The organism is Thioalkalivibrio sp. AKL7 (assembly GCF_000381705.1).
GTDB lineage: Bacteria > Pseudomonadota > Gammaproteobacteria > Ectothiorhodospirales > Ectothiorhodospiraceae > Thioalkalivibrio > Thioalkalivibrio versutus.
Window position 1 is genome coordinate 202340 of sequence record NZ_KB906949.1, and the last position, 14144, is coordinate 216483.

Sequence of the window (14144 nt, forward strand, 5' to 3'; positions counted from 1 at the left end):
CCCTGGAAAGCTCGGGTCGTCCCATGAATCGAGCAGCGCAGCGGCCCTGCGACGGTGCCACATGCGACTGCGCCTCCTTTCTGCCATCCGGGACTGGACCCGGAGGCATCAAGCCGGGGCTCGAGGAATATCGGCGCGAAAGCCCCAATACTCGGAATGCTGGACGGCACAGGCTCGGCGCAAGCTGCTACCATTCATGCAATGAGAAGGTATCAAAGGGGACGCGCGCACCAGGCCTTGCGTAGGGGCACGGTGCCCGCGCACAAGGCGCTGGATCAGCACCGGTTGATGCAGCGGCTGACCGGTAGCGAGCTTACCCGCGAGCAGTACGCGGAATCGCTTGCGGCCATGTGCCGACCGCATGCCCGACTGGAGTGGCAGGTTCATGCAAGCCGCCATCATGCGGAGTCGGGATTTGAGCTGTTACCACGTCTCGCGCGACTGGAAGCGGACCTGGTCGCGTTGGGCCAGCCCGTCCCTCCGGTCTCGCAGACGCCGCCGGACCTTTCGGATGGACGTGCGGCCTGGTGGGGCCGGGTTTACGTACTGGAGGGATCGCGTCAGGGCAGTGCGGTGATTGCCCGGTGCATCCATTCCAGCCTGGGCGATACGGTGCCTTGCCGTTTTTTCGGTGAGACGATCGTGCCCGACGACTTTGGTCGCTTGCTGGCGACGCTCGAGCGCGAGCTGGAAGTCGAGGACGCTCTCGCGCGGGCTGTAGCAGGCGCCCGAGAGGCGTTCGTCGACTACAAGGCCGAGCTGGATGCCTTCGACAGCAGGAAACGCGCTGTCGAATTGCGATAAATTCATTGCCCGCTGTCACTCCGCGAAGGAGATGAAGGATATGGACGAGCCGGAACTGGATGCCGCGCTCGAGGCTTGCGACCGTGAGCCGGTGCATATCCCGGGAGCGATTCAGCCGCATGGTGCGCTGGTTGCCATGGACGAGCAGCTCCAGGAGGTTCGCCAGGTCAGCGCCAACCTCGAAGCCATCCTCGGTGTGGCGCCGGCCGATGCCCTTGCCATGACACCCGAGCGGATGTTCACTCGCCGCTGGCTCGATCAGATCCGCATCCAGCTCGATTCACGGAACCGTTACGGTGCGCTGATCGTGTCGCTGCGTAGCCGTGGCCGGTCGCAGCGTTTTCGCCTGCTGTCGTATCGCAGTGGTGCGCGCGTGGTGGTCGAACTCGAACCGATTTCCGGCAATCCCGAACGCTGGCTGTTCGGCGCGATGGCCGACTGGCAGACCGAGCTGTCCGGACACACGACCCGTGACGGGCTGCTGCGCGCGCTTACCGCCCTGGTGCGCGAACTGGCCGGCTACGATCGGGTGATGATCTATCGGTTCGACGAGGACTGGAACGGCAGCGTCGTCGCCGAAAGCCTGGCCGACGGTGCCGACACCTACCTGGGTCACCACTTTCCGGCCAGCGACATTCCCGCCCAGGTGCGGCAGCTCTACAGCATCATGCGGGTGCGCGACATCCCGGATGCTTCGGCGGCAGCCGTGCCGCTCGTCCCGACAAGCGACCCGGCCGACGCTTCTCCCCTCGATCTTTCGTGCGGCATCCTGCGGGCGGTCGCACCGATCCATGTCACCTACCTGGCCAACATGGGCGTGGTCGCCTCGATGTCGATCGCCCTGCACCTCGATGGACGGTTGTGGGGGTTGCTGGCCTGCCATGCAGCGGCACGCAATATCCTGTCGCCGGCGTTGCGTGATGCCCTGCGCGCCATGGTGCAGACCACCTGTGTTCAGCTCGAATTGGTCCAAGCCCGCGAGGAGGCCGCGCTGATTCAACGGGCCAACGACAGTCGTGACGTCCTGGTCGATCAGCGTGGGGAGTTTCCCGAACCGGAAGAACTGCTGGCAAGCCACGGCAAGGAATGGTTGCGGATCTTCCGGGCCAGTGGCGCGGTTCTGGCCGCCGGTGATCAGAGCGCCGGCGTGGGCACGGTGCCGGATGCGGAATCGATCGACGGGATCGTCGCCTGGTTGAACAGGCATCACTCCGGCGATCTGGCCTGGTCATCGCGAGAACTCGGCCGGACCGAACTGGGAAGGTTCTGCGAACCCGCCCGGGCCTCGGGCTTGCTGGCGGTACCGCTGCCGATCCGGAACCCGCGTGACGCCTGGCTGCTGTTCTTTCGATCAGAGAAGGCCGAAACGCGCATCTGGGCGGGCAACCCCGAAAAGACACTCGACCGACAAAGTGGGCGAATTTCGCCGCGCGAGAGCTTCGCCTCCTGGAAGGAAATCGTGCGCGGACAGAGTGTCCCGTGGCAATCGGCGGAGCTGCGTGCGGCGACCGACCTGGCCAGCGATCTGGCCGTGCTGATCGCAGCCGGCGAGATCAGTCAGCTCAACCAGCGGCTCGAGCGCCTGGCCACCCGTGACCATCTCACCGGCCTGTGGAACCGCTACCGCATGGAGGAGGCGATCGACCAGGAGGTCGCCGTGGCCGAACGCTACGGGCGACCTTGCGCGCTGGTCATGTTCGATATCGACCATTTCAAGCGCTTCAACGATACCTGGGGTCACGATGCCGGTGACGAAGTGCTGGTCACGGTGGCGCGGACCGTCTCGACCTTCATGCGCGATGCCGATCTTGCGGGTCGCTGGGGCGGTGAAGAATTCCTCGTACTGGCTGCCAATACCGGTCTCGAGGGTGCAACCCGCCTGGCAGAACGGCTGCGCGCGGCGATCGCGGGCCTGGAGATCCGTGACTACGGCAGTGTGACCGCCAGTTTCGGCGTGGCGGTATACCGGGAGGGTGATCAGAGACGCGGAATCGTCAAGCGTGCTGATCTGGGTCTGTATGCCGCCAAGGAGGGCGGGCGCAACCGGGTAGAAGTCAGCGCGGGTTGAAGCCGCAATCCCTCCAGATCGGATTTCCCCTAGTTATGGCGTTCCTGCGCAGCACCGGGATTTACTGGTGCGGGTTGAAGCCGCGGCGGCGCAGGAAGGCCTTTTCCAGCTCGACGAGGGTGAACAGGACGATCCCAAACACGAGGATGCGGCCCCATTCCTCCAGGCCGATGGCGGTGGTGCCGAACAGGAACTGCAGCGGTGGGGCGTAGGTAAACATGCCCTGTAGCAGGATCAGGGCGCCGACGGCGATCAGCACGGGGCGGCTGCCGAACAGGCCCTCGCGATTGCAGGACGGTTCCAGGATGTAGCGGCTGTTGAACAGGAAGAACAACTGGCCCATGACCAGGGTGTTGATCGCCACGGTGCGGGCGAATTCGGCGGCCACGCCCTGTTGTTCCAGCCACAGGAAGTGGCCGAAGGTGCCGGCGACCAGCAGTGCCGAGACGAACCCCACGCGCCAGATCAGGAAGCCGGACAGCAGGGGGGTGCGCGGCGGGCGTGGAGGGCGTTGCATCACGCCGGGTTCGGTCGGTTCGAAGGCCAGCGCCAGCGCCAGGGTCACGGCGGTGACCATGTTCACCCACAGCACCTGCACCGGGGTCAGCGGCAGCGTCAGGCCGAGCAGGATGGCGGCGACGATGGTGAAGGCCTGGCCGCCGTTGGTGGGCAGCAGAAACAGGATGGCCTTCTTCAGGTTGTCGTAGACCGTGCGGCCTTCTTCCACCGCGTTGGCGATGGAAGCGAAGTTGTCGTCGGCCAGCACCATCTCGGAGGCCTCGCGCGCGGCCTCGGTGCCCTTGATGCCCATGGCGATCCCGACATCCGCGCGCTTGAGCGCCGGAGCATCGTTGACGCCGTCGCCGGTCATCGCCACCACCTCGTGGTGGCTCTGGATGGCGCGCACCAGGCGCAGCTTGTGCTCGGGCGTGGCGCGGGCGAACACGTCCACGTGGCGGACCTGCTCCTCCAGCTCTTCGTCGGTGGCGTTCCCCAGCTCGTGGCCCACCACCACGCCGCCCTCGGTGTTGATGCCGAGTTCGTCGGCGATGGCGCGCGCGGTGACGCCGTGATCGCCGGTGATCATCTTTACGCGGATGCCGGCTTCCTGGCAGTGGGCCACTGCCTTGATGGCCTCTTCGCGGGGCGGGTCGATGATGCCGCAGACGGCGACCAGGGTGAGACCGCCATCCTCGATGTCGGCAAACTCCAGCTCCCGGCGATGATCCTCCATGCTCCGCGTGGCCAGGGCGAGCAGGCGCTGGCCGCGCGCGGCGACGCCGTCCATCCACTGCTGCCAGTGTTCGGCGTCCAGGGGTTCTTCGCCGTCGGCGGTGCGCTGGTGGCTGCAGACGGCCAGCACGCGTTCCGGCGCGCCCTTCAGGAAGACGAATGCCCCGCCTTCGTGATCGTGATGCAGGGTCGCCATGAACTTGTAGGACGACTCGAAGGGGATCACGTCGTCGCGTACATAGCGCTCGTTGACCTCCTTCGGGTCCAGCCCGCCCTTCATCGCCGCAGTGATCAGCGCCCCCTCGGTGGGGTCCCCCTCCATGGTCCAGGCGTCGTCCTTCGGGTAGACCTCGGCATCGTTGCACAGCAGGATGCCGCGCAGGATCTCCGCGAGCAGCGGGTCGGATTCCGGATCGGCCTCCTGGCCGTCGCGGGTAATCCCGCCGTGCGGCTCGTAGCCCACCCCGGTCAACTCGTACTCCGCGCCCGTGGTGACGATGCTCTTCACCGTCATCTCGTTGCGGGTCAGGGTGCCGGTCTTGTCGGAGCAGATGGTGGTGACCGAGCCGAGGGTTTCCACCGCCGGCAGGCGGCGGATGATCGCGTGGCGCGCGGCCATGCGCTGTACCCCGATCGCCAGGGTGATGGTCATGATCGCCGGCAGGCCCTCGGGGATGGCCGCGACCGCGAGGCTGACCGCCGCGAGGAAGGTCTCCACCAGGTCGTAGTCGCGCACCCAGAAGCCAAAGGCGAAGGTGGCCGCGGCCAGTATGCCGATCGCCACCGACAGCCAGCGGCCGAACTGCGCGATCTGGCGCAGCAGCGGCGTCGTCAGGGTCTCCACCTCGCCGATCATGGTGGAGATGCGCCCGATCTCGGTATCGGCCCCGGTGCCGATCACCACGCCGCGCCCCTGGCCGAAGGCGACGAGTGTGCCGGAATACGCCATCGAGACGCGGTCGCCGAGGTCGGCCTCTGGCTCCACCGGGGCGGTCTGCTTCTCGCTGGCGACCGATTCGCCGGTCAGCGCGGCCTCGTCGATGCGCATGTTGTGCGCCCCGGTCAGGCGCAGGTCCGCCGGGACGCGGTCTCCCGCCTGCAGGTAGACGGTGTCGCCGGGGACCAGCTCTTCCGCAGGGATACTCCGGCGCTGGCCGTCGCGCAGCACCTGCGCCTTCGGCGAGAGCATCTGGCGGATCGCATCCAGCGCCTTTTCCGCCTTGCCCTCCTGGATGTGGCCGATGATCGCGTTGATCAGTACCACCCCCAGGATCACGCCGGTATCCAACCAGTGCCCGAGGAAAGCGGTGCCGATGGCCGCGGCGATCAGTACGTAGATCAGCACGTTGTGAAACTGCAGCAGGAAACGCCGGATGGGTCCGGTGCGTGCGGTTTCCGGCAGGCGATTGGGGCCGACGTCCTGCAGCCTTTGTTCGGCATCCGGAGACTTGAGCCCGTGCTCGTCCACCTCCAGGCGCTTGAGGACCTCGTCGGTCTTCAGGGCGTGCCAGTCGAGGGATGGGTCACGATTGCTCATGCGTCTACCGTCAAGGTGGCGGCGGCGGGGCCGTTCCGGATTTGCCTATCATGCGCTGCGCAGGCCGCGCTGTCAGGACTACGCCCGCCCGTTCGGGAGGAATTTTCCCACCGCTACTGAGTCTATTGGATCACGCTAACCACCCAGGAGGTTCCCCATGTCCCGTTGGATCGCCACGGCCGCCCTTGCGGCCGCAGCATTGTTGGTGGCCCCGGCCGCGCTGGCCGCGGAGAAGGTCACGCTGGAACACGATGATCTGACCCTGGTCGGGCATATGAAGGAAGGCATGGGGGCGAGCCCCTCCGACGGTGTGGTGCTGATGCTGCACGGCACCCTGGCGCACGGTCGCATGGAGGTGATGGCGGGGGTCCAGGACCTGCTGGCCGAGCACGGACTGAACTCCCTGTCGATCAACCTGAGCTACGGCATCGATGCACGTGAAGGGATGTTCGAGTGCGACGCCCCGGTGCGTCACGGGGTCGCTGACCACCTGCAGGAGGTCAGCCTGTGGCACGAGTGGCTGCAGGACGAAGGCTACGGCCCGGTCACCCTGTTCGGTCACTCCCGTGGCGCCAATCAGGTCGCCCGCTACCTGACCGAGCACGACCCGGACGGCATCCGCGCCCTGGTGCTGGTGGCGGCCTCCACCTTTGACGAGGATGAGGCTGCGGCGGATTTCGAGGAGCAAAGCGGCCTGCCGCTACAGGTGATGCTGGATCGTGCCCGCGAACTGCAGCGCATGAACCAGGAAGAGACCCTGATGGAGGACGTGCGCTTCCTCTATTGCGAGGAGCTGGACGTGACCCCGCGCGCCTTCCTTGGCTACTACGAACCGACTCGCCAGAACGACACCCCCTCGGTGATCCGCGGCATGCAGATCCCGACGCTGGTGATCGTGGGGTCCGAGGACGACGTGGTCCCGGATCTGCCGCAGAAGGTCGAGGCGGTGAAGGACAGCGGCGACATCACCCTGATGACCGTGGACGGTGCCGATCACTTCTTCCGCGACTTTTTCGCGGATGACGTGGCCGACTTCACCGCGGACTTCATCGATCAGAACTGATCGGCAAGGGACCTAGGGAGACGCAGGCTAACGAGCATCTACGGGTCCGCAGCACCTTGAGGCCGGCCCGGGGTTTCCCGGGCCGGCCTTTTGCGTTTCCGGCGTGGGGGAGGACTACCCTGCGAGCAACGTCAGGTAGAGCCCGAGCATCGCGGCGGAGAACAGCAGCCCGATGGTCTCCCATCGGGTCAGGATGCGTTCGGCGTCTTCCAGGTGCTGGCGCAGTTTCAGGCGCAGTACCCGCAGGCGTGCCGGCATCCGGTGCGGCCGGGGTGGTGGCACGGCCAGGCTTCGGTGGGTACGGCGGGCGGCACTCCAGGCGGCCTCGGCCAGGACGGCCAGATCGCCCTCCGTCACGCGCGGGGTCTCGCGGTCGCGGATCAGCCGGTAGGCGATACCGGCGAGGACGAGCCCGAGGGCGATCGGCCACAGCAGGGCCAGGCCATACAGATCCCGTAGCTCGATGGGCAGGCCGCCGGGCCCGACGACCAGGACCCCGAGCGGGAGCAACAGCCCCATCAGTGCAAGACTGCCCCAGGCCCACCACCGTTGCCGGTCGAGGCCGTCGGCGGGTGCTCGCAGTCCGGCCTGCCAGCGCCACAGGAAACGCAGCAGCAGCACGGTGGTGCCCGTCGCGGCGAGGGTCAGCAGCAACTCCGTATGCGCCAGCCAGCCGGGCAGGGCGTCGGGGGCCAGCGGGCCCTTTAGCGTGTTCTTGGCCAGCGCGCCGCTGGTGAACGGCAGCCCGGCCAGGGCCAGGGCCGGCAACAGGGTGAGCAGGACAAACGCGGCCCGGGCCAGGCGCGTACCCGGCCACTGGTTCTGCATCCCCGCCGTCAGGAACAGGGCCCCCTTGGCCAGGCCGTGATGCACGGCGTACAGCGTGACGGCGGCCAGCAGCCAGCCGCGCGCCTCCGGCAGCAACAGGGCCAGGCCTATGCCGACCGTCATCAGTCCCATCTGCGAGATGCTGGAGTAGGCGAGGATGGTCTTCGGTCGTAGCTGCAGGACGCCCACCAGGACCCCGAGGAAGGCCGCTGCCAGGCCCAGCAGGACCAGGGTCTCGCCCAGCACTGCATGCCCGGTGGCGTCGAGCGGCAGCAACCGCATCCAGCCCAGCAGGCCGGCCTTGATCATCGCCCCGGACAGCACGGCGCTGGCCGGTACGGGGGCCGCCGGGTGGGCCAGGGGCAGCCAGAAGTGCAGCGGCAGCATGCCGGCCTTGATCCCCAGACCTACGACCAGCAGTGCCAGCGCCCAGCCCTCGGGGCGTGCCGCTGCCACCGCGGCCAGGCTGGATTGCCCGGCGGCGTGGACGGCCAGGAGCAGGCCCGCGAGCAGCAGGACCTCGCCCAGTACCGCGAGGATCAGGTACACCCGCCCGGCGCGCCACGCCTCCGGCTTTCCGGAGTGGACCACCAGCCCGTAGGCGGAGAGGCTCATCAGGGAGAAAAACAGGTAGAACGATGCCGCGTCCTGCGCGAGGACCAGGCCCAGATTCCCGGCCAGGGCCAGAAGCCAGAACACGTAAAAGCGCTCGCGCCGGGCGTCGTCACGCCGCTCGCCGAGGGCGAATAGTCCGGCTGCCAGCCAAAGACCTGCAGTCAGCGCCAGAAACGCCCGCCCGGTTGGGTCGACGGCCAGGTGGGTCCCCATCAGCAGGCTATCGAAGGTCGCCTCCAGCCCGGTCGGGGCCAGGGCGGCGAGCAGCAGCCCGGGGAGCGCGGCCCAGGGGACCAGGCGGTTCAGCCGCGCCTGCCCCGGGCGCAGGCCGATGAATACCGCCAGCAGCAACGGCAGCAGTGGGACGGCGAGCAGGAGGACGCTGCTCACAGCCCGAACTCCGGCAGCGAATAGTCGCGCCGCACGATCAGGCTGACCCAGCCCAGCGGGCTCAGCCCCAGCCCGGCGAAGAGTCCCACCAGCAGGCCCAGCGCAGCGGTGAAGACCACCGGAAACAGCAGCATCCAGTGGGTCTCGAAGCGGGTCGGCCCGGCATGCGCCTGCAGCGGTTCATGCCACGGCTCGCGGCGCTCACCGAGCCAGCCACGGATCACCGGCGGCAGGAAATAGGCGGCGTTCAGCAGGCTGCTGAGGACCAGCACGCCCAGCACCCAGGGCATGCCGGCCTCCAGCGCCCCCAGCCCGAGGTGCCACTTGGTCACGAATCCCGCCAGCGGTGGCAGGCCGATCATGCCCAGCGCCCCGAGGGTGAAGGCGAGCATGGTCAGCGGCATGCGCCGGCCGACCCCGTCGAGCTCGCTGATGCGGTGGATGCCGAGGGTCTCGGCGAAGTTGCCGGCGCAGAAGAACAGGGTGATCTTGGTGATGCCCTGGTGCACCAGGTGCACCAGTCCGCCGATGATGCCCAGCGGCCCGGCCAGCGCCACGCCGAGGATGATGTAGGAGACCTGGCTGATGGTGGAGAAGGCCAGGCGCTGTTTCAGGTCGTCCGTGCGCAGGGCCTGGATGGAACCGTAGACAATGGTGATCGCCGCCACCACCAAAAGCCCGGCGGTCAGGCCCAGTTCGATGGCCAGCTCGGTTCCATAGACGTCGTTGACGACGCGGATGATGCCGAAGGCGCCGGCCTTGACCACGGCCACGGCGTGCAGCAGCGCGCTGACCGGCGCCGGCGCGACCATCGCGATGGGCAGCCAGGAGTGCAGCGGCACCAGCGCGGCCTTCACCCCGAAGCCGATCACCAGCAGCACGAACAGGACTTGCAGGGTCGTGGCGTGGGTCTCCGCGAGGCCGCCCAGGTACCCGCCCGGGGTGAAGCCCTCCGCTCCCGCCAGGAGCGTGAGCCAGACGATGGCGGTGAACAGCACCAGCCCGCTGGTCAGGGTGTAGGCGAGATAGATCCGGCCGGCCCGCAGCGCCGCCAGGGTGCCCCGGTGGACCACCAGCGGCCAGGTCGCCAGCGTCAGGATCTCGTAGAAGATCAGGAAGGTGATCAGGTTGCCGGACAGGGCAATGCCGACCGTGGCACTGACGCACAGCGAGAAGAACCCGAAGAAGCGACTGCGCCGGGGCGATCCTTCCAGGTAGCCGATCGCGTAGATCGTGGTGACGAACCACAGCACCGCCGACAGGCTGGCGAACAGCAGCGACAACGCGTCCGCGGCCAGGACCAGATCGATGCCCGGCATCAGCGGGAGGCTGAAATAGTACTCGTCGCCGCGCAGCACCCCGTCCAGCAGGACCGCGATCAGCGCCAACTTGGTGCCGGCCCCACCCAGGTTCAGCGCGGTGCGCAGGCCCCGGCGATGTTCGGGCAGGAAGAAGATCGCGATCCCGGGCCCGAGGGAGCTGAACAGGATCGCGAGCAGCAGCCAGCCGCCATCCATCAGGGGGCTCCCGGCGTCAGTGCGAGCGTGTTCAGGGTCAGCGTGCCGGCCAGCCCGGCCAGCGCCGCGATCGTGGCCAGGCCCAGAGGCACCCAGTCCATCCACGGCGAGACCGCCTCGCCGGCGTCCGCGCGTCCGCGCTGGAAGGACGGGGCCACCATGCGCAGCACGTAGGCCGCCGCGAGCAGGCCGCCGCCGGCGATCGCCAGCACCCACAGCACGCCGATGACGCTACCGGCCAGGACCGTGCCCAGGCCGGCCTCCAGGAGCAGGTACTTGGCGATGAAGCCACCGGTGAACGGCAGCCCCATCAGGCTGACGCCGGCCAGCCCCAGGGCGAAGACCGTGCGCGGCCGCGCCCGCAGTACATCGCCGAGATCGGCCAGCCGATCATGCCCGGCGGCGTGCTGCAGCGTGCCCGCCGCGAGGAAGACCGAGGCCTTGGCCAGCGCGTGGACAACCGCGAAGAACACCACCACCCGCCAGGCGCCCGGATCCACCAGCATCAGCGGAAAGGCCACCAGCAGATAACCGAACTGGGCCACGGTGGAATAGGCCACAATCGATTTGAGGCGGCCGGCGCGCAGGGCCTGCAGCGAACCCCAGACCAGCGCCGCCACGCCCAGTAGCCCGACGAGGATGCCGAAGGCCGGGGTGGCCAGCGGGGCGAACACGCCTATCCAAAGACGCAGGATCAGGTAGAACGACCCGGTGACCACCAGCCCGGAGAGCACCGCGCTGACCGGCGCCGGGGCCGAACCGTGGGCCGGCGCCAGCCAGACATGCAGCGGGAACAGTGCGGCCTTGAGCATCAGCCCGGCGGTCATCAGCACGGCCGCCATGCGCTCGGTCGGGCCCGCCTCGGTGCGTGCCTCTAGCAGCACCAGATCGAGGACCCCGTGCTCCCCGAACAGCAGTACCACGCCCATCAGGAAGCTCAGCGAGCCGAGGATGTTGACCAGCAGGTAGCGCACCGCGCCGGAGACCGCGGCGGCCGTTCCGGTGAAGGCGACCAGGGCCACCGCCGACAGCGAGACCACCTCCAGCGTGATGTACAGGTTGAAGGCATCGCCGGACAGAAACAGCATGTTCAGGCCAGCCCACAGCCAGAGCCACAATGGCCAGAATTGGCGCCGCTCGATTCGATCATGCACATAGCCCAGGCTGTGGAGGCTGGTCGCAAGCCCCACGACGGCCGTCAGCACCAGCAGGGTCATGGACAGTCCGTCCAGATGCAGCATCAGGCCCAGCGGGGCCTCCCAGCCCCCCAGTGCCACCCGCGTGGCCGCGGCCTCCGGATCCGGCCCGGCGTTCAGGAACAGCGCGCTCAGACCAAGCACCCAGGCCGTGACCGCGAGCGCCCCCAGCAGGCCGACACGATGGGCCTGGCGCGGCCAGGCCGTCGCCAGGATCGCCACGGCCAGCGACAGCCCCACCAGCCCGGCGACTCCCGCCGGGAGCCATGCGGCGCTGTCGGGACTCACGAGGGCCGGTCCTCGCTGGAGGCGCGATCGGCCGGGCCGCCATCGGCGTGGTGTTCCTCGCGCGAGATGTCCTCCACCGGGGCGTCGTCATCGGGCGGCCCGGGTAGCATCACCGCGTGGCCGGTCAGGCGCGTCAGATGCACCACCAGGGCCAGTGCGAAGGCGGTTGCGCTGACCGCGACCACAATGCCGGTCAGGGTCAGCGCCTGGGCCACCGGGTCCGGCGGGCCCTCGCCACGGGCCGCCACACCCAGCAGCACCATGAATACGCCCGAGCCCATGATGTTCAGGGCCAGGATGCGCAGCACCAGATGGTGCCGGCGGATCAGCCCGTACAGCCCCAGGGCAAACAGGATGGCGCCAGCGGTGGGGTACAACAGGCCCGGTGCCAGCGTTTCGGCCAGGCCGTTCATGCATCGTCCCCGGCCGGACGTCCGGCCACGAACAGGGCCACCAGGGTCAGGGCGATGGAGAGCGTCGCCGCGACCTCGATCAGGATGATCAGGGGATAGGCCCAGGCCTCCGCGTAGCCGAGGAAGCCATGCCCGGCGGCAAGGCCGTACAGCCCCACCAGCAGGAACAGGGCGACCCCGGCGGAGATGCCCAGGCGCAGCGGCCCGCCCGGCGCCATCGGCAGCTGGCGCGGCCGTGCCAGGACCAGCAGGATGCCGGCCGCGCCGAGGATTGCCCCGGCCTGAAAGGCCCCGCCGGGGGCGTGACTCCCGGCCCACAGCACATACACCCCGGTGACGATCGCGACCGGGACCAGCAGCCGCAACGTGCCGGGCAGGATCGGCCCCGGGGCCGGACGCGCCGGGATCAGGTCATGTCGCCCAAGGGACCAGGCGCCCAGCAGCGCGATCAGCACGATGGCCAGCTCGAGGAAGGTGTCGTAGGCGCGGAAGTTCAGCAGCACTGCGGTGATCGGGTGATCGACGCCCGAGACGTCCATGTGCGCATTCACCACCGGCTCGAGGCCCACGGACTGCGGCTGGTGCCACAGCGCGGTGACCAGCAGGCCGCCGACCACCAGGGCAAAGGACAAAGCGGGCAGGAAGGTCCGGTGTTCGGGCGGTGGGTCGTGCAGCGCCCGCAGCAGGGCATGCGGCCCGGTGGGGTCGGGCGGGGGTGAATGCGGGCGGCCACTGCGCCGCTCGGCCATGATGCTGCGCAGGCGTTCCAGCGTGACCAGAAGCAGGGCACCGGTGATGCCCGCGCCGATCGCGGCCTCGGCGAGCGCGATGTCCGGGGCCTCCAGCCGCACCCAGGCCAGCGCCAGCAGCAATCCGAAGGTAATGAACAGCACCACGGCCCGAAACAGGTCGGTACTCGCCAGGCAGCGCCAGGCCACCCCGACGATGCCGGCCAGCAGGACCAGATCGAAGAGGACCAGCAGCCCGTTCATCGATCCGACTCGAACTCCCCGTGGGTCCAGGTTCGTTGCGCCACCATGTGCGCGGCGGTGGTCCCCGCGGCCAGGACCAGAAGCCAGATCAGCAGCAGCTTGAGGATGTCCGCCGGACCGCTGGCCTGGAACATCAGTCCGAGTACCACCAGCCCGAGTCCGACGTTGTCGGCCTTGGTCAACGCATGCAGGCGCGAGTAGACGTCGGGGAAGCGCAGCAGCCCGGCAGTGCCGGCGGCAAAGAACACAAGCCCGGCCAGGACCAGGAGTACGGTCAGGGTATTAGCGATCATCGTTCGACTCCCTTGATTCCGTGGACTCGGGATGCTGGCGGTGGGTCGGGGTATCCGGCGGTTCCGGCAGGCCGTGCTGGCGGACGAAGGCCACGGCCGCGACCACCGCCAGTAGCGCAAAGACCAGCGCCACATCCACCAGGGCGGAGTCCTCCAGCGTCATCGACAGCAACAGCAGGATCGTCACCCCGGTGGTGCCGAATAGTTGCGCGGCCAGCATCCGGTCCCCGGAACCCGGCCCGCGCAGTACCCGAACGAGACCCAGCAGGATGGTGCCCAGCAGGAACAGCGCCGCGGCCAGGTAGAAGACGCTCACGAGGTTTGCCCGTTGCGTTTGTCGCGGTGGTCACGCGGGTCGCGGAAGGCGGCCCGGATGCGTCGTTCCAGAGCGATCAGCGCCGCCCGGGTGTCGGCGTCGCGATCCAGCACATGCAGGGTCAACAACCGGCCCTCCAGCCGAATGCTGAGCGTGCCGGGCAACAGGCTAATGACCGCCATGAACAGGGTCAGCGGCGGCCCATGGGCCAGTTCGGTTCGGTAGGTGACGAACGCCGGCTGGATTGGCAGGCGCGGATCCAGGGCGCGGCGCGCGACATCCAGGCCGCCCAGAAACGAGTTGCGAAGAAAAAAGCCCAGCAGGCCGGGCAGGGCGCGCAGGCGTAACGGGAGCGGCCGGCCGGTCGGCAGCAGCAGGCTGGCGCTACCGGCCAGAACGATCGCCAGCAGGGCCAGCGGTTCCAGCAGGGCCTCGTGGCCCGCGAGCACCCACCACAGCAGCGCGGCCGCGGCCGCAGTCCCGATCGCCCGCCTGCCACGTGACCGCGCGCGGCCGGGGAAGCCGGGGCTCGGTTGCGAGGAGCGAGACGCGGGCGTCATCGAGTCGCTGCCTGGCGAAGGTGTCGAGGTG

Annotated in this window: 12 protein-coding genes; 3 read left to right on the forward strand and 9 right to left on the reverse strand. The window is 68.5% G+C overall.

Annotation, left to right across the window (positions count from 1 at the left end; translation table 11 throughout):
• The first annotated feature begins 156 nt into the window (after nucleotides 1–156).
• Nucleotides 157–804: a biliverdin-producing heme oxygenase gene (locus G315_RS0105935; protein WP_018144334.1), complete on the forward strand. Its 648-nt coding sequence runs from the start codon at nucleotides 157–159 to the stop codon at nucleotides 802–804.
• Between the two features lie 40 nt (nucleotides 805–844).
• The gene (locus G315_RS0105940) at nucleotides 845–2872 is read left to right on the forward strand and encodes a sensor domain-containing diguanylate cyclase (protein WP_018144333.1); all 2028 of its coding nucleotides are present in this window, start codon (nucleotides 845–847) and stop codon (nucleotides 2870–2872) included.
• 61 nt (nucleotides 2873–2933) lie between these two features.
• Here G315_RS0105940 and G315_RS0105945 read toward each other — a convergent pair whose 3' ends face one another.
• Entirely contained in the window at nucleotides 2934–5642 is a 2709-nt protein-coding gene (locus G315_RS0105945; RefSeq protein ID WP_019612096.1) for a cation-transporting P-type ATPase, read from the reverse strand.
• 157 nt (nucleotides 5643–5799) lie between these two features.
• Between G315_RS0105945 and G315_RS0105950 the strand changes: the two genes are divergently transcribed.
• Nucleotides 5800–6705 (forward strand): alpha/beta hydrolase, encoded by a 906-nt coding sequence (locus G315_RS0105950; RefSeq protein ID WP_018144331.1) that lies wholly within the window; start codon nucleotides 5800–5802, stop codon nucleotides 6703–6705.
• Nucleotides 6706–6819: 114 nt separating this feature from the next.
• Here the strand turns inward: G315_RS0105950 and G315_RS0105955 are convergent, their stop codons facing one another.
• The 8 genes from G315_RS0105955 to G315_RS0105990 are packed head-to-tail and all read right to left on the reverse strand — an operon-like array spanning nucleotide 6820 to nucleotide 14113.
• Nucleotides 6820–8538: a complex I subunit 5 family protein gene (locus tag G315_RS0105955; protein ID WP_019612097.1), complete on the reverse strand. Its 1719-nt coding sequence runs from the start codon at nucleotides 8536–8538 to the stop codon at nucleotides 6820–6822.
• Nucleotides 8535–10055 carry a complex I subunit 5 family protein gene (locus tag G315_RS0105960; protein WP_018144329.1) on the reverse strand — a complete coding sequence of 507 codons (1521 nt, stop codon included), beginning with the start codon at nucleotides 10053–10055 and terminating at the stop codon, nucleotides 8535–8537. Before G315_RS0105960 ends, G315_RS0105955 begins: the two co-directional genes overlap by 4 nt.
• A complete protein-coding gene (locus G315_RS0105965; protein ID WP_026338828.1) occupies nucleotides 10055–11539 on the reverse strand; it encodes a complex I subunit 5 family protein in 1485 nt (494 codons plus the stop codon). The genes G315_RS0105960 and G315_RS0105965 overlap by 1 nt, the downstream gene beginning before the upstream one ends.
• On the reverse strand, nucleotides 11536–11952 hold the full coding sequence (locus G315_RS0105970; protein ID WP_019612099.1) for a cation:proton antiporter subunit C: 417 nt from the start codon (nucleotides 11950–11952) through the stop codon (nucleotides 11536–11538). The genes G315_RS0105965 and G315_RS0105970 overlap by 4 nt, the downstream gene beginning before the upstream one ends.
• On the reverse strand, nucleotides 11949–12944 hold the full coding sequence (locus G315_RS0105975; RefSeq protein ID WP_019612100.1) for a hydrogenase subunit MbhD domain-containing protein: 996 nt from the start codon (nucleotides 12942–12944) through the stop codon (nucleotides 11949–11951). Before G315_RS0105975 ends, G315_RS0105970 begins: the two co-directional genes overlap by 4 nt.
• A complete protein-coding gene (locus G315_RS0105980; protein WP_018144325.1) occupies nucleotides 12941–13237 on the reverse strand; it encodes a monovalent cation/H(+) antiporter subunit G in 297 nt (98 codons plus the stop codon). The genes G315_RS0105975 and G315_RS0105980 overlap by 4 nt, the downstream gene beginning before the upstream one ends.
• On the reverse strand, nucleotides 13227–13553 hold the full coding sequence (locus G315_RS0105985; protein ID WP_018144324.1) for a monovalent cation/H+ antiporter complex subunit F: 327 nt from the start codon (nucleotides 13551–13553) through the stop codon (nucleotides 13227–13229). Before G315_RS0105985 ends, G315_RS0105980 begins: the two co-directional genes overlap by 11 nt.
• Nucleotides 13550–14113: a Na+/H+ antiporter subunit E gene (locus tag G315_RS0105990; RefSeq protein WP_019571989.1), complete on the reverse strand. Its 564-nt coding sequence runs from the start codon at nucleotides 14111–14113 to the stop codon at nucleotides 13550–13552. The genes G315_RS0105985 and G315_RS0105990 overlap by 4 nt, the downstream gene beginning before the upstream one ends.
• Nucleotides 14114–14144: the final 31 nt, after the last annotated feature.